19 protein-coding genes are annotated in these 25,605 nt (G+C 54.2%); 14 read left to right on the forward strand and 5 right to left on the reverse strand.

What is annotated here, in order from left to right:
• Positions 1-23: 23 nt before the first annotated feature.
• Entirely contained in the window at positions 24-701 is a 678-nt protein-coding gene (gene cysC, locus FF011L_RS16750; protein WP_145352755.1) for an adenylyl-sulfate kinase, read from the forward strand.
• 722 nt (positions 702-1,423) lie between these two features.
• Here the strand turns inward: cysC and FF011L_RS16755 are convergent.
• Together FF011L_RS16755 and FF011L_RS16760 are read right to left on the reverse strand one after the other, a co-directional pair.
• The gene (locus FF011L_RS16755) at positions 1,424-2,953 is read right to left on the reverse strand and encodes a DUF7133 domain-containing protein (RefSeq protein ID WP_246109469.1); all 1,530 of its coding nucleotides are present in this window, start codon (positions 2,951-2,953) and stop codon (positions 1,424-1,426) included.
• Positions 2,954-3,006: 53 nt separating this feature from the next.
• Positions 3,007-6,564 (reverse strand): family 16 glycoside hydrolase, encoded by a 3,558-nt coding sequence (locus tag FF011L_RS16760; RefSeq protein WP_218932691.1) that lies wholly within the window; start codon positions 6,562-6,564, stop codon positions 3,007-3,009.
• A gap of 366 nt (positions 6,565-6,930) precedes the next feature.
• Between FF011L_RS16760 and FF011L_RS16765 the strand changes: the two genes are divergently transcribed.
• Genes FF011L_RS16765 through FF011L_RS16790 form a run of 6 tightly spaced genes read left to right on the forward strand, consistent with a single transcriptional unit; the run spans position 6,931 to position 13,014 of the window.
• The gene (locus tag FF011L_RS16765; protein ID WP_145352757.1) at positions 6,931-7,833 is read left to right on the forward strand and encodes an RDD family protein; all 903 of its coding nucleotides are present in this window, start codon (positions 6,931-6,933) and stop codon (positions 7,831-7,833) included.
• Complete coding sequence (locus tag FF011L_RS16770; RefSeq protein ID WP_145352758.1) at positions 7,830-8,783, forward strand: stage II sporulation protein M; 954 nt, start codon at positions 7,830-7,832, stop codon at positions 8,781-8,783. The genes FF011L_RS16765 and FF011L_RS16770 overlap by 4 nt, the downstream gene beginning before the upstream one ends.
• 1 nt (position 8,784) lies before the next feature.
• Positions 8,785-9,756, forward strand: coding sequence for a hypothetical protein (locus tag FF011L_RS16775; RefSeq protein ID WP_145352759.1), 972 nt, complete (start codon positions 8,785-8,787; stop codon positions 9,754-9,756).
• Entirely contained in the window at positions 9,753-10,703 is a 951-nt protein-coding gene (locus FF011L_RS16780) for a DUF4129 domain-containing protein (protein WP_145352760.1), read from the forward strand. The genes FF011L_RS16775 and FF011L_RS16780 overlap by 4 nt, the downstream gene beginning before the upstream one ends.
• 2 nt (positions 10,704-10,705) lie before the next feature.
• Positions 10,706-12,019 (forward strand): hypothetical protein, encoded by a 1,314-nt coding sequence (locus tag FF011L_RS16785; protein ID WP_145352761.1) that lies wholly within the window; start codon positions 10,706-10,708, stop codon positions 12,017-12,019.
• A gap of 50 nt (positions 12,020-12,069) precedes the next feature.
• Positions 12,070-13,014 (forward strand): AAA family ATPase, encoded by a 945-nt coding sequence (locus FF011L_RS16790; protein ID WP_145355467.1) that lies wholly within the window; start codon positions 12,070-12,072, stop codon positions 13,012-13,014.
• 39 nt (positions 13,015-13,053) lie between these two features.
• Here the strand turns inward: FF011L_RS16790 and FF011L_RS16795 are convergent, their stop codons facing one another.
• Positions 13,054-13,590, reverse strand: a complete 537-nt coding sequence (locus FF011L_RS16795) for a hypothetical protein (RefSeq protein WP_145352762.1) — start codon at positions 13,588-13,590, stop codon at positions 13,054-13,056.
• 426 nt (positions 13,591-14,016) lie between these two features.
• Between FF011L_RS16795 and FF011L_RS16800 the strand changes: the two genes are divergently transcribed.
• Together FF011L_RS16800 and FF011L_RS26410 are read left to right on the forward strand one after the other, a co-directional pair.
• Positions 14,017-14,925, forward strand: a complete 909-nt coding sequence (locus FF011L_RS16800; RefSeq protein ID WP_218932692.1) for a DUF1207 domain-containing protein — start codon at positions 14,017-14,019, stop codon at positions 14,923-14,925.
• A gap of 156 nt (positions 14,926-15,081) precedes the next feature.
• Positions 15,082-15,228 (forward strand): hypothetical protein, encoded by a 147-nt coding sequence (locus FF011L_RS26410; RefSeq protein WP_218932693.1) that lies wholly within the window; start codon positions 15,082-15,084, stop codon positions 15,226-15,228.
• A gap of 242 nt (positions 15,229-15,470) precedes the next feature.
• Here the strand turns inward: FF011L_RS26410 and FF011L_RS16805 are convergent, their stop codons facing one another.
• Positions 15,471-17,306: a carbon starvation CstA family protein gene (locus FF011L_RS16805; protein WP_145352764.1), complete on the reverse strand. Its 1,836-nt coding sequence runs from the start codon at positions 17,304-17,306 to the stop codon at positions 15,471-15,473.
• A gap of 28 nt (positions 17,307-17,334) precedes the next feature.
• Here FF011L_RS16805 and FF011L_RS16810 point away from each other — a divergent pair, with 28 nt between their 5' ends.
• Positions 17,335-18,498, forward strand: a complete 1,164-nt coding sequence (locus tag FF011L_RS16810; protein ID WP_145352765.1) for an NAD(P)/FAD-dependent oxidoreductase — start codon at positions 17,335-17,337, stop codon at positions 18,496-18,498.
• A 122-nt stretch (positions 18,499-18,620) separates the two neighbouring features.
• Positions 18,621-19,292 (forward strand): peptide-methionine (S)-S-oxide reductase MsrA, encoded by a 672-nt coding sequence (gene msrA, locus FF011L_RS16815; protein ID WP_246109470.1) that lies wholly within the window; start codon positions 18,621-18,623, stop codon positions 19,290-19,292.
• Between the two features lie 426 nt (positions 19,293-19,718).
• Here msrA and gyrA read toward each other — a convergent pair whose 3' ends face one another.
• Entirely contained in the window at positions 19,719-22,496 is a 2,778-nt protein-coding gene (gene gyrA / locus FF011L_RS16820) for a DNA gyrase subunit A (protein ID WP_246109922.1), read from the reverse strand.
• A 365-nt stretch (positions 22,497-22,861) separates the two neighbouring features.
• Here gyrA and FF011L_RS16825 point away from each other — a divergent pair, with 365 nt between their 5' ends.
• The 3 genes from FF011L_RS16825 to hisC are packed head-to-tail and all read left to right on the forward strand — an operon-like array spanning position 22,862 to position 25,598.
• The gene (locus FF011L_RS16825; protein ID WP_145352767.1) at positions 22,862-23,698 is read left to right on the forward strand and encodes a polyphosphate kinase 2 family protein; all 837 of its coding nucleotides are present in this window, start codon (positions 22,862-22,864) and stop codon (positions 23,696-23,698) included.
• A gap of 45 nt (positions 23,699-23,743) precedes the next feature.
• Positions 23,744-24,475: a class I SAM-dependent methyltransferase gene (locus tag FF011L_RS16830; RefSeq protein ID WP_246109471.1), complete on the forward strand. Its 732-nt coding sequence runs from the start codon at positions 23,744-23,746 to the stop codon at positions 24,473-24,475.
• Positions 24,476-24,527: 52 nt separating this feature from the next.
• Positions 24,528-25,598: a histidinol-phosphate transaminase gene (hisC, locus tag FF011L_RS16835; protein WP_145352768.1), complete on the forward strand. Its 1,071-nt coding sequence runs from the start codon at positions 24,528-24,530 to the stop codon at positions 25,596-25,598.
• Positions 25,599-25,605: the final 7 nt, after the last annotated feature.

Consider the following 25,605-nt stretch of genomic DNA (forward strand, 5'->3'; position numbering starts at 1 on the left):
TGCAACTTTAGCGAGGGATTTCCATGTCTGAATCTGAATCGAACAATCCACAAATCGTCTGGCATGAAACGTCGGTAAGCCGCCAGGACCGCGAACGTTTGCTTGGCCAGAAAGGGTGCTTAATTTGGTTCACCGGATTAAGTGGATGCGGTAAAAGCACCATTGCCAACGCACTCGATCAGTTGCTAGTCAAACAAGGCGCTAACACCTTCCTCTTAGACGGTGACAACATCCGGCACGGATTGTGTGCACCACCAAATCGCTTGAGTGAGGAACATGGCGAAAGTTTTGCAAAGCGATTCGGACTAGGTTTCGGCCCGGAAGACCGCGAAGAAAACATTCGTCGCATCGGAGCCATCGGGCAACTGTTTGCCGCTGCAGGTCTGGTCACGTTGGCTGCTTTTGTCAGCCCCTACCGCATAGACCGTGATCGAGTCCGCAAGGCGCTTGAAGAGAACGGCACCAACGACTTCATCGAAATCTTCGTCGACACGCCGCTGGAGATCTGCGAACAGCGAGACCCCAAAGGGCTCTACAAACAAGCTCGAGCCGGCAAGATCCCAAACTTCACAGGGATCAGCGATCCTTACGAAGCTCCAGAAAATCCGGAAATCCATCTCAAAGCAGGCGATGGCCGCACCCCGCAGGAACTAGCAACCGAGATCTACGATTACCTAACCAATCGAGGCCAGTTAGCTTAAAAAAGGGACGTGAACTCTATAAATGAAAGGGTTTGCAGCCGTTGACGAATCTACATGGGGCCGAGTGAACACGTAGCCCGGAGGGCGGCAGATACTTGCCGTCGGCGTAAGCCGACGGAGTGGGTATCGCGAAAAGGAAAGCCCAGCGGGCGACAGAACCACCCTTGTCTGTCGCCCGCTGGGCTTTCATACGCACGCTCGCTAGTTTTCGTAGCCCGGAGGGCGGCAGATACTTGCCGTCGGCGTAAGCCGACGGAGTGGGTATCACGAAAAGGAAAGCCCAGCGGGCGACAGAAACACCCTTTCCTGTCACCCGCTGGGCTTTCATACGCACGCTCGCTAGTTTTCGTAGCCCGGAGGGCGCCAGATACTTGCCGTCGGCGTAAGCCGACGGAGTGGGTATCGCGAAAAGGAAAGCCCAGCGGGCGACAGAAACACCCTTGTCTGTCGCCCGCTGGGCTTTAATGCGCACGCACGCTAGGCTTCCGTTGGCTTACGCCAACGGCAAATATCTGCCGCCCGCTGGGCTAAGAGCACTGCATCCAGACTTGGATGGGCAGGGGTAAAATCGTCCCCTACAAGTTTCACGTCCCGAGCGCGACATTGAACGTTCCGCTATGGTTGAAATCCCGTAGCAATAAAATCCACATCCCGTGCGACAGGCGACAAACTTTCTCCGCTTCCGATTAAAACAATCTTTGACCTGCTTGTCCTGATTCGATCTAGGGCAAGTAATTCAGAGTGTAGTAGGCCTTGGGATGGAGCAGGGGATTTCCGGCTTTGTTCAGGAGACCGGTCACGGTCAATTCGTGCACATGACCGATTTGCAATCCATCGATTTTCAACACCACATGTAAACCGTCGGCACTTAGCTGGACATCGGTGATTTTCGGGACGGTTTCATCGACCGCGGGGCTGCCGTACTGTTCCCGGTAAATGTACGTGTAGGTCTTCATGGCGAAGTTATCGGTACCCTTCAACGAATCGGCTTTGGCTGGTTCGGTAAGCACCAATTCAAAACCTCCTTCGATAGCTCGCATCTCCAAAATCTCAAACGGCGTTTTCCCCGTCCAATTCATTCTCTCCACGGCAAATGGCTTTGGCCCTCGAGCTCCCCAACCACGATTGGTTCCTCCGACAAACATCGATCCATCCGGCGACATTTCTAAGCCGACGTTTCCGGAACCAAATCCAGCACGGAAGGGAAAACAAGCACCTTGATAATGGCCTTGCACCTTCTCTAAATAAACTCGCATTACGGTGCTGTGCGATTGGTCCGCGACAAACATTTGATTTTCAAACGGACCAAATTTGCCGTCCGTCGTATCGCAAACAATCCCCGAAGCGGACTGTCCCATTGCTGGATAAGGAAAGAGAACCGCTGGCGGTTCGAATTCCTCAATGCGGGCTGCTTCGGTCATGATTCGGCTGTCCGATTTGGGCTTTGGCGGCTGCGGCCCCATCGATTCGGTCGCCAATTTGTACCACTCAAAACCGCCGGGATGCCCTGCAAATTTGCCGGGGATCAGATGCTTCAAACCACAAACCCCGTTCCAGGGACCTTGGTTGTCGGTATAGAACATATCCCCCGCGGCGTTCTGCCGAATGCCACCCGGCGAACGGATCCCACTAGTCGTCGGGACCAGTTTTCCATCGGGAGTGATTCGGACGCACCATCCTCGATAAGGAACTTTGCTGCTGAACGATCCGGTTAGACAAAGGACGATCCAGCGGTCGCCGTTCTTATCGGCTTTCGAACCAAAAGCGTATTCATGGTAATCGCCACTGATGCCCCATTCGTCGTTAACGGTTTCAAAAACGTCCGCCGATCCATCGCCGTCTTCGTCCTTGATGCGGCTAAGTTCGGGACGCTGGGTGACGTACAGCCAGCCATCTTCGTAGTCCAGACTAAGTGGTTCATGTAATCCTTGTGCAAAGCGTTTGAAATTCGCCGCAGGGACGGATTTGGCAAACGGATCCGTCACCATCCAAATTTCGCCACGCCGTGATGCGATTGCCAGCCGTCCATCGGGCATCAACTGAAACCCACAAGCCTCCAGGACGACGCCATCGGGGATTTCAAAAGAAGTGATTTCGTAAAAATCTTCTTCCTTCGGTTCAGCCGCTCGCAGGGGTTCGCTCCAAATTCCCGCAGACGCGAGCAAACAGAACAGACAAGCTGCTGATTTGCTAAACGACCACGAGGGACTCCGGGCGATACGCAACGAAGGGATGCGGTGAAATAAAATCATCGGTCAAACAGGTGCAGGAGTGAAGTGAACGGAGTGATGATGGCGCGTCGCAATTACCAACGAATCGTGACTCGAACCCGAACTTCCGGATCCGCCGGCAAGCGGACGCGAAGCTCTTGCTTCCCATCGACGTCGAAAATCTGAGCTTTCGCCGGATCATCAATCGTCAACATAGGCCCTCCTTCGATTCGGTAACGGCCATCACCTAATGGCTGAATCGATCCAACGGCAAGCCGCAGCACTCGTGACGCGTCCGGATCGTCCGATCGAATGATCCAAGTTCTTTCGAACCCACGTTCGCCAGCCTTGCCACCGAGTGGAAGACAAATGTCTTCGACTTCATTGCTTCCAAACCGATAGCGAAAACTTGGTTGCCTGGATTCATCCAAACGGTACCCCAGGAATCGATATCCCAGATCTCGTCCTAAACCAACTGGCCAAGGGTCGGACACCTCCTGAAGATTTGCCAAGGGCAGCCCGGGATCGACCTTCAGCAACATGTCCCCAAGTGCCGATTGAGTCCCTTGCCCTCGAGCGATCCAATGTTTACTGGCATCGATAAAATCATTTTGCCAGATCTGAACCAACTGCATCGATTCGGCATCCCAGGCAAGATTGACCCCTTCGGGATAGCCAACTCCGATACCACGAGGACTTAATTCGCTTAGGAAATTACGATAGATAACCGGAGTATCGTTCGGTTTCAGGACGATTGCAGTTGCCGATAGTCCCACAGGCGGTTTCGGATTGTCCGCGGACAGGTATTGCCACATCGCATCGATTTGGCTTGCTGGATTTCCCTCCAGGACATCGGTCAACGCCGATTTTCCATCGACAAAACTGGCGGGCATTCTGGTCCCAGGTCGATAGGTTTGCGGAGACAGCATGTATCGATGAAACCAATCCTCACGCAACCGCTGAGGCATTTTCCGCATATCGATCGCCTGGACACTGTCCTGTCCTTTTCCGTCATAGGTATGGCACTTGATACACGCCAATCCCTGATCTCCCACCAATTTACGGCCATGAGATTCCATCACCGTAGAAGCGAGGTCTACAGGAGGAATTTCGGCTTCGGTGCGTCGATCGCTGTCCGCCCAAATCGCAGGCAATGTGTGCAAGGACGAATCGCCAAAGCCGGGCATCCGAGTCTTCAGATAAGGACGTTCATTCGCACCTGCATTCAGGATGGAAGCGACATATTCCTCTTTCAGTTTATCGCCCACGCCGGAAAGACTTGGTGGCATCCGGCCTTCGTTCCCCATTTCTGGCGTGGTGGTTGTGAACCAAGGATCACGGATCGGTTCGGGTCCGCCGATCCCATCGCGTTCGTGGCAAGCGTAACAATTAAAGACCGTCAGCATCGATTGGCTCCGCTCCGCCGACGTCCGCTCTTGCTTCTCTGCCGTCAGTGCCAGCTTGATCGATTCTCGTTGCAACGAGGTCAATTCAAAATCAGGGGCTCCGGCCGGCGGTCGCTCGGCTAGACAACCAGAATCGGCTCGGCTGCCCAGTTCATGCAACGACCGAAGTCCTGCACGAACCGCGACATCGTTGGACGATCCAGTAGCCTTATGGCACGCAGCGCAACCGACCGACTGAAACAAACGAGCCCCGTCCTCCACCAATGCCGGATCGGCTTTGAAGTGGATAGGCACCAGCGGTTCCATGGCCTTCGCTGACGGGTCTCCGATCACCAATGAAGCCAGTTCGGCGCGTTTGAAATCAGGGCCATCCACAAGCACCTTCAACGCTTGCTGACCGCCTCCTTCGAAGTATTCGATTTTGAGCGGATAAACGCCTTGGGCGAGTTTTATCGTCGCCGATTTCTCGGTCGCTGGATGGATGCCGTCGTGGACCAACACAACCTTGCCATCAATCGTCAGGCGGCTTCCATCGTCACTTGCCAGATGAAAAGTATGGTCGCCAGAACTTTGCACGGGCAGAAAGGTTTCGATAACCAATCCGAAACCATTCTTTCGTTTACTGACAGCAAGATCGAGTTCCTGCATTGCACCAGTAGACACTGGCTCAAGGGCGTCAAAGTCAGGAAGCCGAGTCCAATTGCCGTGGTACAGTTTGTACTGAAACCTTTCGCCTCCGGGGACCAGGACCACGTCTCTTAGCAAGTAGCAGGCCAGATCACGAGCTTCGACGGGTCCTGAAACCAACCGCGGCATACTGCCACCTGGGCGAACCGAATGGGGATCGGCAAGGAACGCGGTCAAAGACTGCAAAGTGTATTTTTGGGCAAGGTCCCCGAGTGGAACCGAAGTCGCTAAATGCGTTGCCGAATCGTCCAAAGAGTCATGGCACGCGCGACAGCCAATCGTTTGATACAGCTGCTCCCCTCGGTTCGCCGCAGCGGTATCGCCTGGGCGATCAAGCACGCCCTGATCGACCGATAGAAAACTAGCGATCGCGCGGGCCTGCAAATGCCGATCTTCCTCAGACACTCCGGTCCAAGGATCCGGCATCGTCGTCCCAGGCTTGGTTTGGTGTGGCGATTCGATCATCGCCAGCAAAGCATCCGGACGAATCCGAGAAGCAGCACGTGACAAATCTGGTGCCTGCTTGGAAGGCAAATGCGTTTTCCCCTGATGGCAGGCAACACATCCCAGCGATGCGATAAGCACTTCACCGCCAGCGACCGAAGCTGCATCACCAGCTCCATAAAACCTTTCAAACCCCGGGACGTGCGGCCGACGCGCTTCCTTTTCGGCGTCTTTGGGTAGGATCCAAACATTGCGAAAGCGGACGGGGTTTCCATGATTTTGCAAGAAGATCGGGCCCGGTTCTTGCGACTCCTTCAGCGGGGCGGCGCGGGTCGCATTGGGGACAGGAATGTCCGACTGAACCACAACTCCGTTTAAACGCGCCGTCATCCGCGCGTCTGCCGTTTTTTTGCCTGCATCGTCAAAACGAGCGGCTGTAAAATCGACATCGTAGGTTTGCCACTGCAGAGGCGGAAAACACAAATTAATGTCGGGGGCTCGGACGGTATAGATTCCCCCGGTCTCGTTGTCGGCTCCCGTCAAACCAAACGAATCCAGGATCTGCGTTTCATAACGCCCCTGATGATAGACGCCACTATTACCGCGCGCCTGCCCGCTGGACTCCGGCATCCAAGGAGTTCGAAATTCAACATGCAGCCGGTAATCGCGAAATTTCTGAACCGTGGTCGCTCCTTCCTGCAACAATCCCTCTTCGGTCCGTTTCGCATTTGGTTTCCAGTTTTTTTCAAGGCTCTCTTGGGAGCCGTCAAAAAGATGGATCGCCTTCTGAGGCGGGGTCGCGCCCATCGTGGGACTACTGCGAACGATCCTTTTCAAGCCTATCGATTCGACCAGATCCGCAACGGTATCGGCATCCCCTTCAAGTTTTTGTGCGGGTGTTCGATCCCAGCCCGCACCGGGCAAACCACCGGCAAACAGCAGAATATCGAACTCACCTTCGCCCCGAGAGACGACCTGCATGGCTCGATCCTTGGCAACGTACTCGCCCTGCACAATAAAATCAGGATTCGCAGCCGCGGCGTTTGGATCCGCGTACGTTTCTGCCGCTTGCACGCCGCTGGAAAGCCGATAGTCCGACAGACAGCAGACCAGCATGATCGAGGACAAAAGGAGAACGGTCTCCCTACTTCTTCCCCCAAAACGCTCGGGTGGGCGACCAGGGACAAAACTCCCTCGCCTTAGAAAAGCAGCGGACGAACAATGGCGAAGAGGCATCGATTCGGTTCCTTTCGATTCGCAGTGCCAATGTGAGTTGGTTCTTCGCTTGATCCTCACGAGGGTACCGCATGGTCGAAGCGAAGGTTGATTGTAGCAATTTCAAAAACGTTCGTGGGAAGCTCCGATAGAAGTCTGTGGGAAGCCCTGGTAGAAGTCTGCGGTCCAAGGCTTGTCGACGGCCGTTCAAAGGTTGATAATCGATCCCTTCCTCAGACGGTTTCTCTTCAGTGGCAAATCAGGTTCATGGTTGCGGCGACCCCACTCGATACAACGACCGAAGTGGTAACGCCTGAAAACATTGCCTTTGAATATCAACTGGCAGGACCTTTCCGCAGGCTGCCCGCATACCTGCTAGACGTGATGGTTTATACCTGCGCGTTGCTGCTGCTGATCCTGATCGCCATCCTTATCGGATTTGCGTCTTCATCGATGCTTGCCGTTTCGATTTGGGGATTCATTGCCTTGGTGATTTGGTTTGTTCTGGGTTGGTTTTACGGAGCGTTATGCGAAACGTTCTTCAATGGACGAACGATTGGCAAATGGGCATGCGGCCTCCGAGTCATCAGTATCGATGGACGCCCACTATCGGGGATGCAGGCAACCATTCGCAATTTACTAAGAGTCGCCGACATGGCGCCGTATGCGGCGCTTGGTCAGTGGGAATTCGAAATGGCTCCGATCATGAACATTCCCACTGCCTTGGTTGGCCTGATTGCGGTGATCGCGACCAAACGGATGCAACGTCTTGGGGATTTGGCAGCTGGAACGATGGTGGTTGTCGATGAAAAGAGCTGGCGGTTACCCGTCGCGAAGGTGGACGACGCTAGAGTCCCCGCGTTGGCTAGTTTCTTTCCTGGCGACTACCGAGTGACGCCCACCATGGCTCGCACCTTGGCAGCCTACGCGGAACGCCGATCGTACCTGACTCCATCACGACGCCGCGAAATTGCTCGGCACCTTACCGATCCATTGATTGATCGATTCGAATTCCGGCACGACATCGACCCCGACCTTTTGCTGTACGCTCTTTATTTCAAAACATTTCTAGAAGCAGACCAAAACGAAGCGGTCGCTCTTGGAGCCCTGGCTGGGTTTAGTCCATTGCGAAAAGACCAACAGCCAACCGATAGTGGAGAGACCTCATGAACGTTGCAGCATTGGTCGAAAAACGGCGCACCCAGTGGGCGGAACTGGAACGGATGTGCGATGGGGTAGGGACCCCGCGTGACGTCGCACGCTTTGCCGCTTTGTATCGTGCAGCTTGCGCGGACCTTGCGCTCGCGACCGCTTACCAACTACCACCGGGAACGGTCACCTACCTACACCGCTTGGTAGGACGTGCCCACAGCCGCTTGTATCGGAGTAAACGATTCGATCCCGCTTCCTGGGGTCGCGTCATTTTCCACGATGCACCTCAACAGATCTTTTCCGACCCATGTGTCCGTATTGCAGCGATCCTATTTTTTGGTTTGTTCTCTCTTTCTGCATACATTGCTTACAACGAAGAAATGTTCCCGAATTACGTCGGCAGCATTTTGGGTACGGCGCAGGTTGAGCAGATGGAAGACAGTTTCAGCAATGGATTAAGTGGCAATTTTTCTCAGTACATCGGGATGGCCGGATTTTACATTCAGCACAACACAGGGATTGGGCTGAGATGTTTTGCGTTTGGAATTTTGTTAATTCCGTGCCTGTATGTCCTCTGCACAAACGCCGCGGTGCTGGGTGCAAGTTTCGGGTATATGGCGCGCGACGGTGTGCAAGGTGGCGATACGTTTTGTGAATTTGTCACGGCACATGGACCTTTTGAATTAACGGCGATCGCACTTTCCGCGGGGGCGGGTCTGCGGCTGGGAATAGGGCTGATTCGAACGGAAGGGCTAACTCGACTTGCTTCACTAAAGGTTAACGCCCTGAAGTCGGTCCCGATCATGGTGGCCGCAGCGGTCCTGTTTGTGCTGGCAGCATTTACCGAAGGATTCATCTCTCCCAGCCCTCTCTATTATCCAATCAAAGCGGGTTGGGCGATTATGTCTTCGGGACTGATGATGTTCTACTTTGTTGTCCTTGGTTTCCCGCGAAAAGGACAACTCTGACATGCAGTTGGATCGAACCCATGTCAAAGTACGCGCCCGTAGCCTTGCGGAGATCGGAGATCTTGCGCTCTGCTTGGTACGGCGATACCCCAAAGCCCTTCTAGTAGGCTTTACACTCGGAGCCTTGCCATGGGCGGTGATGAACCTGCTTTTGCTGGGCTGGATCCCAATCCAAGAAGCGCGAAGCGGGATTTTCGATGAACAAACTTACTACGAGGGTCTTCGCTACGTCTGGTTAATGGTTTGCCTAGTATTCTTACAAGCACCGATCGCGGGCAATCTGACAACGTATTACATCGGACAAGCCGTTTTCGAAGAACGTCCGACCTGGCGAGCCGTTCTAAAGGCGTGTTGGCAAGTCAAGGGAGCGACCATTCTCTCCCTGGGGATCATTCGTGGACCGCTTCCTGCGATGCTGATATTGGCCACAAACTGGGGCGGAGAATTTGCACCGGGCCGGGAAGTCTTCTGGGTCCTGATGTTTGTTCTCTGGTCCATGGGAACCCGTGCACTGCGGCCATTTATACCGGAAATCCTACTGCTGGAACGCTGTCCCATCCGTGCACGTGACGAACGCTCCATCTCCGCAGGGCGACGAAGTTCCCTGCTTCATTCGCCACTCAGCGGGGATCTGATAGGCCGTTTCCTGATGATTGCAATGGTCTGTACCTGTTTAGCACTGACGGTCTTTTACAGTTTGATTTCGATCCGCGGTTTCTTAACCAACCAATGGAACTGGAACCTGACGATTGGTTCGCTGGACATTCCTGATGTACAAATCATCTGGTTACCTTTGGCTTTGTGGATCGTCGCAGGCTTAAGTGTGTTTATTCGGTTTCTCTGTTACCTGGATGCTCGGATTCGTCTGGAAGGTTGGGAAGTGGAACTGGCGGTCCGTGCAGAAGCGTTACGGCAATTCGGAACCGATTCATCACCGATCCTTTCGCCCCCAAAAGCGGAGACGGTTGCATGAATCGATTTTCGATCCAGCGAATCTTGCCACACTGCATGTTTCACTTGCCCCATGATCTGACTGGCAGGTGGATAGCCTGTGTCCTGGTCGGTGTTTTTCTTTGGGCTTCTGCCTCTCCAGCCCAAGATCATTCCGTTGGCAAGGTAGTGGTCCCCGATTGGATGGAAACAGGAACCTATGCGTGGATGATTCCGCAAGGCGATTCAGTTCCTTCCGATCAAGATGTCGAACAACGTCTGCAGCAAGCGATCGGCGATACGAATTGGTACGATTCGAATAACGATCGAGCGGTTCCCATCTCGGTCAAAGAGAGCACCGAAGATACCGAACACCGGACAAGTCGCTGGCTACCACGACCTGAAAAAATACGAAGCAATCGTGCGTTGCCAAATGTCCCCACCGCTACAGGACCTAACATCAGCGGTGCGGGCAACATTGTCGGCTGGACGATCATGGGGTTGCTGGGGATCGTGCTGATTGGTTTGTTGATTTACGTTTTCAGCAAAGTCGAAACGGAATTAGAAATTTCTGGCAAAGGATCCGGCTCGAAACACGATCGACGATTCAAAGAAGAAACGCTGGCCGACCGTATTGAGCAACTACCTGCCGAAGTGCGACAGCAAGGAAGCGATCTTCGCGGTGAGGCCGAACGTCAGATGCACGCGGGGAATTTCCAACAAGCCATCATTTGCCTATTTGGCCACCAACTGCTGCAACTAGACCGCCAACACCTTCTCCGCTTAACTCGCGGAAAAACAAACCACCAATACGTCAGCGAAACCTCTTCGCATCCGCAAGCGTGCGAAGTTCTACGTGAGACCGTTGCTACGTTTGAAGCCTCGTATTTCGGACGCCACTCCATCTCGCTTCAGCGATTCCAGTTCCTTTGGGAACAAAACCTTCTGTTAGAGAAATGGTTAATGGAACGACGGGAGAGGACTACCTAATCATGCAACGTCCCCCAATAAAACAATCTTCGCGTCGGCGAAGCCATTCGCTAAGGACCATGTTATTGCTTGGTTTTGGAATGTTGTGCGCTGCCAGCGTTGGCTGTGGAGGAAGCAATGTCCTACCAGTCGAATACGGCCCTTCGCGTGGAAGTGCCGGCCTGAAAAGCGTCAATGGATTCGGCGGTTTACGAGAAACCTATGAATCGCTCGGATGGGAGACCCGAAGCATCAACCGCTTGGGCGACCGGATGATGCACCTTGATGCCATCGTCTGGACGCCGCTGGACAGTTCGACCATCCGTTGGGCAGAAACCAATTGGTACGAAAACTGGTTGGCAGAGGGTGAGAAGACTCTGATTTACATCGTTTTCGACGAAGGAAGTTCCGCGGACTATTGGCGATCAATGGTCCCCCTTGCGAATCCAGACCAACGATTCGAATATCGTCGCCGCGCTGCCCGCGCCCAGATCGCCCGTGACAAGATCAGTTCCAAACCGGCTGAACTCGGCACCCAAGGCTGGTTTAGCCTGGAAACCCTTCCAGTCCCTCAGCCGATCAAGACAATCGAAAACGCAGAAGAGGCGGTTGTTTTCGAAGCGACTTCGGACGATGCGCAGCCGGAATTGCTCTACCGGGTCGTTCCCTTTAAGGAGTCCAACCCGAGCAACCGAGCCACCATTAACTTACCGTTGACCACAGTCACTGCCGATTTTTCGGACGAGAAGTTTTCAACCGCCGAGGTTTCTCTGACCGAATACCTACAAACCGCAGACGGCCTTCCGCTGCTGACCGAGATTACCTCTCCCGAGTGGAATGGATCCAAGATCTTTGTCGTTTCCGGCGGCAGTTTGGTGACCAACTATGCGTTGACGACGCCGCAGGGGCGAATCACCGCAGCTTCGCTAATCCGGGAATCAGGGACACCGGGAAAATTAGGTTTTCTTGTTTCCGATGCGACCGGCATTCGAGTCAGCAATGCGTATGAAGCCGAAAACCGAAAAACGGGCATGGAGTTACTAACGGTTTGGCCATTAAGTCTGGTCAGTATTCATCTAGCCCTAATCGGATTGGTTGCCTGTTTAATCATGCTGCCAATTTTCGGGCGTCCCCGCAAAGGCAAACAGAAAAGCCAAAGCGATTTTTCCGATCACTTGAACGCTGTCGCTTCTCTGCTGGAGCGTACTGACAGCGACCTATACGCACGTCAAAAAATCAACGAATACATGCGTCGTGTCCGAGGCGAAACAAGCGGCCCTTGGGTGATCGACGACAAACCTCCACAACCGACCGAAAAAACAGGAGAGTCTCCGTGACGCACGAACTGTATACACAATCATCCCCGCCAGGCGATGCATTTGCCGACATGCGCGAACTATTCGATTCCATTCGCGGTGAAGTTCGAAAACTGTACGTCGGCCAGGACGAACTGCTACTTGGAACGCTCACAGCGCTCTTTAGCGGTGGACATGTTCTGATCGAAAGTGTTCCCGGACTGGGAAAGACCCTGTTCGTGCGTGCCCTGGGAAAGATCTTGGGATGTCAATTTGGACGCGTTCAATTTACCGCCGACTTGATGCCATCCGACATCACAGGTGCCCCGGTTTTTGACCTCAAGGATTCCGAATTTCGCTTCCGCGCAGGGCCGATTTTCACTCAGCTGTTATTGGCCGATGAAATCAACCGCTCGCCAGCGAAAACGCATGCGGCTTTGCTGGAAGTCATGCAGGAATACCGAGTCACCGTCGATGGAACCAGCCATCCGGTCCCACGGCCCTTTTTGGTACTGGCCACCCAGAACCCGCTGGAGAGCGAGGGAACGTACAACCTTCCCGAAGCCCAGTTAGACCGGTTCATGTTCAAACTTCGCGTCGACTACCCAACGGCGCAAGAGGAGATGAACATCCTGAAGATGCATTCTGAGCAAGTTGACTTGAATCAACGTCTGGACCAAGAGGTCCAGACAGTCACGAATCCTGAATCGTTAATGAAAGCGATTCGGCAGTGCAGCGAAGTGCGGATCGAAGATGGTTTAACCGACTACATCAACAAGATCGTCCGTATGACTCGCGAATGGAAAGCTTTTCATATCGGAGCTTCACCGCGAGCGGGTATCGCATTGATGCAAGCTTCCAGAACTTTGGCGGCGTTTTCTGGACGCGATTTCGCGACGCCGGACGACGTCATCGAAATCGCGTTGCCTGCACTTCGCCACCGAGTCCAATTGACCGCCGAAGCGGAAGTTGAAGGGCGGTTTGTTGACGATGAACTGAGAAACCTAATTCGCGGGATCCCTGTTCCACGCGATTGATTTCCGATCCGACAACTCCGCCGCATGGCTCACCTGCGGTTAGGAAAGCAACAGCCCATCGCCGTCACTCGCGTTCTCTTCCCATTCACGGCGAACTTCACGAAGCCCGTACGCACATAGTTCGAACTGCTCACTCAATCGGTGCAGCAGATCGGACGCCGGTCGAGTCTCATCCGCTTCGATATCGGCGGCGATCGCGTAAGCTCGCTTCCCTTGCTGGTAATAGTCAAGGAACGCGTCTCCCGTTTTGATCGGTGAACGCTGATTCAAGCTTTCGGGAAACATCCCTGACCAAAAGAGCGTGAAGTCACCGATATGGCGATGGACGTCCCGCTTCGCCAAACCGACACGACGTTCCGCTTCAAACATCATCTGAACGACTTCGGTGACCGGTTGGCCGGTATTCCGGCGAACTCGAATCATCGAATCGACGCGAACAAAACGGAGAAGAAGATCGTTGAGGTAATCGACCAACTGAACGTCAGCAACACCTAAGCGACCGTGAAAGACGTACTCGTTAAGACCTGCAAAAAATCTACCGAGCGGCGACGGTTGTTTCGCCGGTGAATTAGACATCACACCACCTCCTTTAAATCGGTTGGCCGTGGAAACGGAACTCCCGATATCCACAATTAGTAGGAAACAGCCTGTAGGTCAAGATAAAAACTTCTCTATCAATTTCGCAGACGTGACCATTGAAACGGGAGGCACAAGCCGAATCGTTTGCTTTTGCTTTTAAAACGGACAGGGGTAGGACCAAACCGCACTCCATCACTTCCTTCATAAATTTGATTAACGGAAACCACAAAACCGCCAAGCCATGAACTGGTCTGGCTATGGATGCGGAAGACTTAGTAAAAGATTTTCATGAATCCGCCGAAATTCTCTAAAGTCTTCCCGCCACAGTTTTTGCCATTGCAAAAGCTTGTGACAGGTGCCGTATGTCCCCACAGGGATAACCTCATTATAAGCCATGTCGCCGCATTCCTTCTCCTTTTTGTGATGGGAACCAAAGCGGCGGCGCAGTCATACGACACTTTCGATCCATACCAGCAGTCGCATCCTTGTGAACCAGCGCCGCTTGATTTCTCACCTTCCGACCTTACCTGGATGAATGAAGGGGCAACGCAACAAGCGTGGGATACACACGGCCCGGCCCTTGGCTGGGAACCGCTGCCCGCTGGCACGATCTATCCGCTCTATCTTGCGGACGTCAAAGCGTCACGGATGGCCGGCGTTTGGTCAGGAGGAGACGAAGGCCTTGTCGATGGAACCTTAGGGGGACGCTTCGGTTTGTTGCGACACAATCAAGGTGGCGAAGGACCGTACATGCGTGGGATGCAGATCGATACCGAAGGGTCCGCCAACGTCCGCTTGATTCCAGGTGAAAACATGGATGTTAAGAGCGTCGATTTCCGAGCCGGCGTCCCGGTCTCATTTGGTTTCGGAAGGCTACACACACGCTTCGGATACTATCACCTAAGTTCGCACGTTGGGGATGAGTACCTTTTAAAACGCCCGGATTTTAATCGTCTAAATTTTAGCCGCGACGTCCTCTTCATCGGGGCAGGGTACTGGCTGACGCCGGCAACTCGAATCTACGGAGAGGCCGGCTGGGCGTTTTACAGTGACATCAGTAAAGAATGGGAGTTCATGTTCGGGATCGAACGTGCACCTCGATTTGCAACTGGCATGCGAGGCCAACCATTCTACGCGATTCAAGGACATCTCCGCGAAGAGCTGGACTTTGGCGGTCACTTCAACAGCCAGATCGGCTGGGCGTGGCGTCGGAATGCCTCGTCCGGTCTGTTCCGAATTGGACTGCAGTACTTCAATGGCAAAAGCCAACAGTACTCGTTCTACCAGCAAAATGAACAGCAGCTTGGATTCGGTCTGTGGTACGACTACTAACCGGCCGCACGGTTTAAAGTGACGCCAACCGGTAGCGGCGTTACCACGAAACGCTTACGCGAGAACATTTTCGGCCCAGCAGGCTGGCCGATACACGCCGCACGAATCGCAAGCGAGTGAATAAACGACACGCTGGCGCGGATCCAATTGAATCGTATGCGTGACCGTCCTGATTACTCGCTGGCGCTTTTTGAAGTTGCGCTTTCTGGAGTGGGCTACTTTGCTTCCGCCGGGCTTGTCCCGGTCCGGGGCAAGCCGGAAACGGAACTCTCGATACCTGGAGCTAAAAAGGTGGTGGAATAGCCGAATGATTTGAGGCATCCGCAAGGGTACGGAAATCAGGACGATTGACCACCGCAATCACCTCAAAAGCGCAACATCAAAACTGGCGCTTCGTGCTTGTAAACGACAAGAATCCTTGCCTCGGGCGTGAGCGAGGCGTTGTTGTCGTATCGATGATCGGCTGCAAAAATCATGCAGCCTTCACGCTGGGCGTCTTAGAAACTTCATGTCCCTGCAGTCGTTGCGGGCACCTAGTCGACGCCCTAGTTTCCACTTGGCTTTTTCAGTGGTGGCAACTGTGTCTCTAATACGCCTCGGGCCGATCGCCAGAGGATGACTCCTTCAGCAATCATCCAAACCTGCAGGGCCAAAGTTCCGATCCCGAATGCGATCAACAGCCAGTTTCGCTGTTCAATCCAATCGAATGCGAGGTTGTATCCCATCGCCCAGGCAGGCATCAGCATCATGATGACCATCGGGATTCCGATGACAGCCAAAGGTTTGCCTCGACGAGTCAAGTAGAAAAAGGCGACCATCAAAGCCAATCCGGCGAGCAATTGATTGGTTGCTCCAAAGAGCGGCCACAGCAACAGGCCTCCGGCTCCAGGCTTATCCCCCCCTTGAAACGCAATGAGTGCCGCGACGCCGACGGCAACCGAAGTCGCTACGTACTTATTTTGCAGCGGTTTGACATGCAGCGTCGTCCCCAATTCCTGCAACACGTAACGCTGCAGACGCGTCGCCGTATCGAGCGTTGTCGCAGCAAAACTCGCGACCAGAACGGCCATGATTGCGATCGATAGCTGCAAAGGAACGCCAATGGTGCTGATAAAATTGGCTCCACCATCCACAAACGCAGCCAGTTTTTTCCCCAACGTGTGATCACTCCACTTTCCGTCGGCTCGATAGTATTCAGCCCACGCAGCGGTCCCGGTCACGGCGACTCCTTCGGCGTCCATTTGGTTTTCATACCGGATGACTCCATCGACATTATTCCTGATGATCGGCCCCATCCCAACGCCTGCACAACAGGCAAGGATAACGATCACTGCCAACGCTCCCTCCAACAGCATCGCACCATAACCAACCGCTTGGGCATCGGTTTCACAGGCAATCTGTTTACTGGTTGTCCCACTACTGACCAGGCAGTGAAATCCGCTACACGCACCACATGCAATCGTAATAAACAAAAACGGAAGCATCGGGGGGGCTCCGGCAGGAACGTTTTGCGCGATCGCAGGAGCCGAATTGAAGAGGTCGGCACTGCCGGTAACCGATGCCATTCCAAGCCCAATCACCAGCAAGCCAAGGGCCACGTACAACTGCTGGCTGTTGATATAGTCACGCGGCTGCAGCAGCAACCAAACGGGCAATACCGAAGCGGCAAAGGCGTAGACCAACAGGATCAGCGTCCAGACAACCTTTGGATTCCAGAAATGATTTTCGGTCGGAAAGATATGTTTCAAATCAATCGGGAGGTAATACGCCCCGATGTAGACCGCCGCATACAACAACGCCAACCCAATCAGACTTGGCGCCAAGAGGCCTCCACCGCGGCGATAGACCCAAAGCCCGATCACCACAGCCACTGGCATCGCCACCCATACGCTCAGCACCGATTCGGGATAGATCGAAAAAACCGTCGCAATCACCAATCCAAAGACCGCCAAGACGATCGTCAGTGCGGCGGCCAACACGATCAGGAAAAGCAATTTGGCTCGAGGCGAAATCAATCGCCCGGCAACTTCGCCAATCGTCTGGCCTCGGTTGCGAAGGGAAATAACCAGAGCTGCCAAATCGTGGACGCCGCCGATCAGGATCGATCCAAAAATGACCCACAAAAGAGCCGGTAGCCAACCCCAGAAAACCGCCAAAGCCGGACCGACGATCGGCCCCGTTCCGGCGATACTAGTGAAGTGATGACCGAAAATAACGGAGCGACGGGTCGGGACAAAATCGACATCGTCCCGCATTTCGTGACTGGGAGTGACATTTTTATCCGTCAGCCCAAACAGGTACTTTGCCAACCACTTTCCGTACGTGTTATAGGCAACGATAAACCCGAGCATGGAGGCCACAGCTACCAGAAGAGTCGTCATCGTTTAATTGGCTACTAGATAGAGGAAAATGAACTGCCCGTCGGCCGGTACTCGACACAAGGATGAACTGCCTATAATAACCGCGCAACACCCCATCGCCCACGTCTCCAACGGAGCTAAAGCCCACGTGACGGATAAAATCGAAAAAGCAATCATCATCGGAAGTGGTCCCGCCGCTTGGTCGGCCGCTATTTACGCTTCCCGAGCCAATTTGGAGCCTCTGGTCTTCGAAGGTGCCAACACGGAAGAAAACCGCCAACAGGGGACCCTCCCTCTAGGCCAGCTTGCCCAGACGACCGAAGTCGAAAACTACGCAGGATTTCCCTCGGGAAAACTGTCTCAGTTCGTCAATTCGGCGATCGATGACGAGCAAAAATACATGCTCCCTCCCGTCGAAGAGGAAGCGCACGCGGTCACCGGCCCCGAGCTGATGAACCTAATGCGGCAACAAGCCCGCAATTTTGGGACTCGAGTCATCACCGACGACGTGACGGCAACGGACCTAAGCAAAGGCCCGTTCACGATCGAAACCTTGGAAAACGGCACACACCGTTGCCATACGCTGATCATCGCAACCGGAGCTCGAGCCAATTACTTGGGCCTTGATTCAGAAGATGCTTACAAAAATCGCGGCGTCAGTGCCTGTGCGGTTTGCGACGGAGCGTTGCCTCGCTTCCGCAACAAACCCCTGGTCGTCGTCGGCGGTGGCGACAGCGCGATCGAAGAAGCCAGCTACCTAAGCAAATTCGCATCCAAAGTCTATTTGGTGGTCCGCCGCGACGAATTACGAGCTTCCAAAATCATGCAGGAACGCTTGGAAAGCACTGAGAAAATCGAAGTCCTTTGGAACCACGAAGTCGAAGAAGTGCTGGGCGACGACTCCCAAGGCGTTAGCGCGATCCGGCTTCGCCAAAATGTGGAAAACAAGGAAAATACCGTCGAAGCAGGTGGCCTATTCCTAGCCATCGGGCACACCCCAAACACCAGCTTCCTGGGCGATCAGGTCGAATTGACGGACAAAGGCTACATTCGCTGGACCCAATCCTTCCGCACCGCGACCAGCGTCGAAGGTGTCTTTGCGGCAGGTGATGTTGCCGACGACTACTATCGCCAGGCAATTACGTCCGCAGGAACCGGCTGCATGGCCGCTCTGGACGCTGAAAGATTGCTAGCCGACCGCAACTTGCTGTAAACTAGCAGGTGGGCTGAGCTCCTTTTTGAACATTGCTAAGAGGGCCTGCTTTTCTGCAGGCCCTCGTTTTATGGTCCTCCCGCCCCGGAAACGACGACTTTATCCTTCGCCTGGAGAATCAAGTGTTGACACGAGAATCAAGAAAATCACTGGCGATCTTCCTGGGACTCGTGCTCGGAGGATTTGTGGCTGCCCCCAGCGGGCACGCTCAAAAAACCTCTGGCCTGATGCCTCGCGAAGGAGAAGAAGTGGCGACACTGGCCGGTGGATGTTTCTGGTGCACCGAAGCTGTGTTCGAGCGAATGAAGGGAGTCAACGATGTCGTTTCCGGCTATACCGGAGACCCTGACGTGACGAACCCGAACTACCAGATGGTCCTTTCCAAGAGGACCAAACATGCCGAGGCGATCCAGATTTTCTACGACCCCAATGTTGTCTCTTACCGACAACTACTGGATGTCTTTTTTCAGATCCACAACCCGATGACCTTGAACCAGCAAGGTGTCGATAAAGGGCCGCAGTACCGCAGCGCAATCTTTTATCACGACGAAGCACAAAAAGCCGAAGCGGAAAAAGTGATCGCGAAACTAAACAAATCGCCAAAGTTCCGCAGACCGATTGTCACGGAAGTCACGCCCGTCGGGCAATTTCATTTGGCGGAAGAATATCATCAGGACTACTTCCGCAAAAACCCGTATCAAGCCTACTGCCAATCAACCGTCGCTCCCAAAATTCGAAAATTCGACAACCTGTTCAAAGACCAGGTTCGAACCGAAGGAATTGGCAGCCGGTAGGGACTATCATCCGCAGAGCGAGATGTGCCCGCCGAAATTCCTCGCGGATCGGCACGAACCGACCGGGGAACACGCGGGATTTCTAAGCCGACTGCCGGACGGCTTGCGTCCAATGCCATCTACATTGTTAGCGGAACGGCGCGAGCCGTCCGGCAAGCGCATTGAACAGACCATAAATTTGCCGGTCAGCTTGCTTCGATCCGCCAGGAAATGCGCCCCTAGACAGCCAAAGTAGATGGCATTGGGCTTTTGTCGTTTCGCTAAGAAAGTATTTGGGGCGAGATGTTTGCCTCGCGGAACGGCGCGAACCGACCGGTACATACGTGGGATTGGCAGGACGAGAGCCGGACGGCTCGCGCCGTTCCGCTATGAAAGTAGAAAGCTTGCGGAGCCCGGGTGAGGGCCCCGCATTGCAGCTTACTGGTTTTACTCTTCGGTCGATTCCGAATCATCCTCTGGCGAATCTTCCGGAGCGGGAGCTTGCTCGGTCGCAGCGTCGGAATCGGCAGCTTTAACATCGCCCGTTTCCGAAGCAGTCCCTTCCGGCGTTACACCTTCAGGTGTGGCTCCTTCTTCTTCCTTCTCTTCTGCCGGGACTCGAACGACGGCGATCAGGGTGTCATCGTCGCCGAGGTTCATGATCCGAACCCCTTGAGTGTTTCGACCGATCACACTGATTTCACGAGCGGCGACCCGCTGAATCTTGCCTTTGGCAGTCATCATCAGAATCTCGTCATCGTCGGTGACCCGCACGATATCGACAACATTCCCGTTCCGCTCGCTGGTGCGAATGTCTCGCAACCCTTTGCCACCACGGCGTTGGGTGCGATAGCGAGCCGATCCAGAGGTTTCTTCTTCGTTTTCTTCATCGCTATCCGCAGCGGCGTTTGGTCCAAACGGCGTCCGTTTGCCGTAACCTTTCTCGCAGACGGTCAGCAACGTTGCATCGGGATCGGCGACGACCATTCCGACGATTTCGTCATCCTTGCCTAGATTGATGCCCTTCACGCCGGAGGTATTTCGCCCCATCGATCGAGCATCACTTTCTGCGAAGCGGATCGCCATCCCCGACTTGGTGACCAACACCACTTCGGTTTCGGGACCGACAACGGCTGCGTCGACCAAACTGTCATCTTCACGCAGCTTAATCGCGATAATCCCGCCACGTTTCGGACGGCTGTAGCTTTCCAAGCTGGTCTTTTTAACCAACCCTTCGCGGGTGGCCATCATGATGAAGTGGCCGGGCTGATCGAAATCGCGGATCGCCAAGCATTCCGCGATCTGCTCGTTCTCTTCCAGATTCAACAGATTGACGATCGCTCGGCCGCGGCTTTCACGAGACAACTGTGGCAGGTCATAGACCTTCTGCCAGCGAACCTTCCCGGTGGTCGTAAAGAACAACAGGTAGGCGTGGGTACTGGCGACAAACAGATGTTCGATCGGATCTTCGTCTTCGGTCTTGGCCCCCTTGAGTCCTTTTCCGCCTCGGCGCTGAGCTCGATAGGTGGTGGCGGGGGTCCGCTTGATATAGCCGCGGTGACTGATGGAAACGACCATCGTTTCTTCGGTGATCAGATCTTCAAGATCGATATTACCGAGTTCTTCGGTGCTAATTTCGGTACGGCGTTTATCACCAAACCGACGCTGCATTTCGATCAAGTCGTCCTTGATGATTCCATAGATACGTTCTTGGCTGCCCAAGATATCCAGGTATTCCAGGATCTCTTCCAACAGCTGAGCATGTTCGCCGCCAAGTTTCTCTTGTTCCAGGTTGACCAATTGCCCCAGCGTCATCCGCAGGATCGCATCGGTTTGAACACTTGTCAGCGTGTACGAATCGGCTGCACCACGCTCCTCGACAAACTGCTCAAACCCCTTATCGCCGATGGCTCGCTGCATCAGAGCGGCCGGGCATTCGATCTGCATCAGCCGTTTTTTTGCTTCCGGCTGGGTACGGCTTGTTCGAATGGTTTTGATGATTTCGTCGATGTTGGCCAACGCCAACAACAGGCCTTCGACCGTATGTTTTCGGCGTCGAGCCCGATTCAGCAAGAACTGAGTACGGCGGCGAATGACCACCAAACGATGCCGCAGGAATTCCTGCAACATTTCTTTGACGGTTAGCTCTCTTGGCTTTCCGTCGACCAAAGCCAACAAGATGACCGAGAACGAATCTTGTAGTGGCGAGAACTGATACAGCTGATTGAGAACGACATCTGGATCGGCATCCCGTTTCAATTCGATGACCAACCGAACCGGTTCTTTCAGATCGCTTTCGTCGCGAATCGCCGAAATCCCTTTGATTCGATCATCGTTAACCAGTGCCGCGATCTTTTCAATCACTCGGTCACGAGCTTGCTGGTACGGGATTTCCGAAACCACAATGCGGAACCGGTTCCCCTTCATTTCCTCGATCTTGCAACGAGCCCGAACCTGGATCGTGCTTCGACCGGTGGTGTAGCCGCGGATGATACCGGAGCGACCACAGATGATCCCGCCGGTCGGGAAATCGGGGCCGGGCATGACGGTCATGATTTCGGCGATCGTCATGTCCGGATTGTCGATCAACCGGATCAACGCTTCGCAGACCTCGCCCGGATTATGCGGCGGGATACTGGTTGCCATCCCAACGGCGATACCACCCGATCCGTTAACCAGCAGGTTCGGAAACCGACTGGGCAGCACGGTTGGTTCCGTGCGAACTTCGTCGTAAGTCGGAATGTAGTCGACCGTATCGAATTTCAGGTCATCCAGCATCTGAGCGGCGACAGCGGACATCCTTGCTTCGGTATATCGCATAGCCGCCGGAGGCAGACCGGCAATCGAACCGAAGTTCCCCTGCTTGTCGATCAGCATGCTCCGCAGGTTCCACTCCTGAGCCATCCGGACCAAAGTCGGATAGATCACGCTTTCACCGTGCGGGTGATAGTTACCCGACGTATCACCAGAAATTTTGGCGCATTTAACACGCTTGGATCCGGGGCCCAGATTCAAGTCATTCATGGCGACCAGGATTCGCCGCTGACTTGGCTTCAGACCGTCACGAACATCCGGCAAGGCTCGACTGACGATGACGCTCATCGCGTACGTCAGGTAGCTTTCGCGAAGTTCATCTTCAATCGGCAGGTCGATCATTCGAAGCGCACCGGCTCCGCCTTGACCGCTTTCCCCAAAGCCATGTTGGAGATCTAGTTTCGGGGCCATCCCCTCTTCTTCGCCGTTTCCGTTCTCGGGATCGTTGCCGTCGGTAGACAAATAACTGTCCTTATTAGTTGAAGCCATTCTGGCGGTCAGAGGGCGAGCATGACCCCCTTTCTCAAGCGGCTAATTCTACCGCAAAAAGGGCTTGTTCACAACGGCCCACAAGCCCCTAAACGAATCCATAACCCCTTGACTTACAATACCTTACGACATCATTTTCAAGCGAGTCGCAGCGTGCCTTCCGCGACCGCTGCGGATTTCGCTTTTTCCGTCTTGAGGCGACTCTATAATGCACGGCCACCGTTTCCCCCACAGCACCCGCCAAACGTCGTCTGCTTCCTTTTCCTCGTCGCCTATTGAGCTCCCGCATGGATTTTGATTTCGTCAATCAGCATATTGTCTCCACCAAAAAACGCGTCCAATTGGAAGCGATCGACAGCAAGGTGATGGGCCCTTTTCGCGACAAGGAAGAGGGAACCTTATTTACCAGTCACGCCATCGAAGAGCTTCGCAATTTGCAGTACCGTCTGTTTGTCGAGGGAAAACAATCGTTATTGATCGTCTTGCAAGCTCCCGACGCGGCAGGCAAAGACGGCCTGATCCGCAAAGTCCTGGGACAGATGAATCCGCAAGGCTGCCGCACGTATCCATTTAAAGTCCCCACCGCGATCGAACGCTCGCATGATTTTTTATGGAGGATCCACCGGGCAACGCCCGCCACCGGAATGATCTCCATTTTTAATCGTTCGCACTATGAAGACGTCCTGGTGGTCCGCGTCGAAGATCTGGTTCCGAAAGAGCTCTGGTCCCAGCGTTACGAGATGATCAATCAATTCGAAGCGTTGCTCGCTCACCGCGGAACTCGAATCCTAAAGTTCTATTTACACATCAGCCCGGAAGAACAACTGGAACGTTTTAAAGAAAGGTTGGACCTTCCGGAAAAGCACTGGAAACTAAACCCGGGCGATTATGAAGCTCGGAAAAGATGGCCTGACTACCGCAAAGCCTACGAAGACGTTTTTGACAAATGCAATAAAAAGCATGCCCCTTGGTTCGTGATCCCATCCGATCGAAAATGGTACCGCAATGCGGCTGTGGCGGCGATCGTCCGCGATACGATGCGCGACATGGACCCCAGCATGCCACCGATCGATGTCGACCTGACGGAAATCCGTCGGCTGTACGAGCAAGCCGCTGGCGAATAAAACGATCGGTTCCCCCCTCCCTCTCTTAATACCCAGGTTCGATGCGTGGCTTCCTTGCCCCCCCCTAGCGATCCTTTTCAAGAAGCCTATCAACGCGAATCCCCCGCGTATGGGCGAACTCCGTCGCCTGAATTAGCCTCTTTCCTGGAACAATGCCGCCCCCAGGGCAAAGCCATCGATCTAGGGGCCGGGGCAGGACGGGACACCCTTGAAATGGCACGATGCGGATTGCACGTGACCGCGGTCGACCGCTCGGAAACCGGGTTGCAGCGGATCGAACAGCGCGCCAAAGAAGAGCACCTTTCCAAGTGGATCGACACACTGGCGCTGGATGTTCGGGAATTGCAGTTAGCTCCGGCGACATACGGTTTTATCGCAGCCACGACGGTTCTAGACCATATTCCCCTACAGGCTGCAAAAGAGCTTTGGGAGCATATGATTCAGTCGCTAGTGGATACGGGTGCGTTGTATGTCGAAGTCCATACGACCGACGACCCCGGTTCCCCAACCGGACGAGGCCCACAGCGGACCGAACCGGTCAGCGAAACCGCGGTCCACGTGATCAACCATTTCGCCCCCAATCAATTACTGCAGTGGGCCGTGGAAACCGAAGGGCTGCATGTCCTGCGATACGAAGAGCGGACCGAATGGGATTACACTCATGGGCCTGAACATCTCCACGCAAAGGCCGTCTTACTAGCAAGCCGGACGCCAGAGATCCTCAACTGGTACGGTCATCCGGCAGCCTTTCCCAAACGTACCGCTCCGCAAAATTGACGGTTCCTCTCCCGCTTGCGATTCGCTTCATCCTGAAATAGCTGTTCTACGAATGTCCGTAAAATCCAATCCATTTCGTGCTACCCTGGCCAAGATGCACCCCTATGTCCCCGGTGAACAACCGCAGGGTGGCAAGTTTATAAAATTAAACACCAACGAGAATCCGTATCCAGCGCCTCCGGCGGTCACTGCGGCAATCATTTCGGCAGCTCAGGCTGGCCTGCAACGGTACCCCGATCCCACAGCGTCCTCTTTCCGCCGGCAAGCGGCCGAAACGCTGGGGCTTCCCGGTCCCGACTGGATCCTGGCTGGAAACGGAAGCGATGAAATCTTGACGATCTTGGTCCGCGCGATGGTGGGTGAAGGCGAACGCCTCCGTCTGCCTTATCCCAGCTACATTCTGTATCGAACTCTGGCCGATATCCAAGGCGCCGACTGGGAGCAAACCGAATTCGACAAGGACTGGAAATTGCCAGCCGCTTTTGGCGAAGCGAGCAGCGACGGAGAACAAAAACTGCGTCTAGCTTTCCTGCCGAACCCCAACAGCCCAAGCGGTACGGTTCTGACACCAGACGAAGTTCTAGAGATTGCCGAGCGGCTTCCCTGCCCATTGGTTGTCGACGAAGCCTACGCCGATTTTGCCGAGACCAACTGCCTTAAACTGGTCGAGCAAAACGAGAACATCTTCATCACGCGGACGCTTAGCAAATCCTACGCGCTCGCCGGTTTGCGGTTTGGGTTTGTGATTGCCCAGCCACACCGAATTGCCGAGCTTGGCAAAATCAAGGACAGCTATAACTGCGATGCACTCTCCATCGCAGCTGCAACGGCCGCCGTCGGCAGCAGCGAATGGCTGGCAGATAATGTGCAAAAGATCAAAGCGACCCGACGTCGCATGGAGCAAAAGCTGACTGAAATCGGGTTCAAGGTAACTCCGTCACAAGCGAACTTTGTCTGGTGTCAGCACCCGCATAAATCGCACAAAGAGATGTACGAGCAACTGAAAAAGAGTCAAATCCTCGTGCGATACATGGATTTCCCTGAGTGGGGAGATGGATTACGTATAAGTGTAGGCACCGATGATCAAGTCGATGCTTGCTTGATGCTCTTAGCACAGATGTAGGCCCAAT

It is taken from the genome of Roseimaritima multifibrata, assembly GCF_007741495.1.
Taxonomy (GTDB): Bacteria; Planctomycetota; Planctomycetia; order Pirellulales; family Pirellulaceae; genus Roseimaritima; species Roseimaritima multifibrata.

Coding starts and splice junctions, on each gene's coding strand:
- gyrA (WP_246109922.1), bottom strand. CDS start 22,496: ATGGCCCCGAAACTAGATCTCCAACATGGCTTTGGGGAAAGCGGTCAA.
- FF011L_RS16790 (WP_145355467.1), top strand. CDS start 12,070: ATGCGCGAACTATTCGATTCCATTCGCGGTGAAGTTCGAAAACTGTAC.
- hisC (WP_145352768.1), top strand. CDS start 24,528: ATGTCCGTAAAATCCAATCCATTTCGTGCTACCCTGGCCAAGATGCAC.
- FF011L_RS16785 (WP_145352761.1), top strand. CDS start 10,706: ATGCAACGTCCCCCAATAAAACAATCTTCGCGTCGGCGAAGCCATTCG.
- FF011L_RS26410 (WP_218932693.1), top strand. CDS start 15,082: ATGCGTGACCGTCCTGATTACTCGCTGGCGCTTTTTGAAGTTGCGCTT.
- FF011L_RS16805 (WP_145352764.1), bottom strand. CDS start 17,306: ATGACGACTCTTCTGGTAGCTGTGGCCTCCATGCTCGGGTTTATCGTT.
- FF011L_RS16775 (WP_145352759.1), top strand. CDS start 8,785: ATGCAGTTGGATCGAACCCATGTCAAAGTACGCGCCCGTAGCCTTGCG.
- FF011L_RS16810 (WP_145352765.1), top strand. CDS start 17,335: ATGAACTGCCCGTCGGCCGGTACTCGACACAAGGATGAACTGCCTATA.
- cysC (WP_145352755.1), top strand. CDS start 24: ATGTCTGAATCTGAATCGAACAATCCACAAATCGTCTGGCATGAAACG.
- FF011L_RS16760 (WP_218932691.1), bottom strand. CDS start 6,564: ATGCTGGTCTGCTGTCTGTCGGACTATCGGCTTTCCAGCGGCGTGCAA.
- FF011L_RS16765 (WP_145352757.1), top strand. CDS start 6,931: ATGGTTGCGGCGACCCCACTCGATACAACGACCGAAGTGGTAACGCCT.
- FF011L_RS16770 (WP_145352758.1), top strand. CDS start 7,830: ATGAACGTTGCAGCATTGGTCGAAAAACGGCGCACCCAGTGGGCGGAA.
- FF011L_RS16795 (WP_145352762.1), bottom strand. CDS start 13,590: ATGTCTAATTCACCGGCGAAACAACCGTCGCCGCTCGGTAGATTTTTT.
- FF011L_RS16800 (WP_218932692.1), top strand. CDS start 14,017: ATGGGAACCAAAGCGGCGGCGCAGTCATACGACACTTTCGATCCATAC.
- FF011L_RS16780 (WP_145352760.1), top strand. CDS start 9,753: ATGAATCGATTTTCGATCCAGCGAATCTTGCCACACTGCATGTTTCAC.
- FF011L_RS16755 (WP_246109469.1), bottom strand. CDS start 2,953: ATGATTTTATTTCACCGCATCCCTTCGTTGCGTATCGCCCGGAGTCCC.
- FF011L_RS16825 (WP_145352767.1), top strand. CDS start 22,862: ATGGATTTTGATTTCGTCAATCAGCATATTGTCTCCACCAAAAAACGC.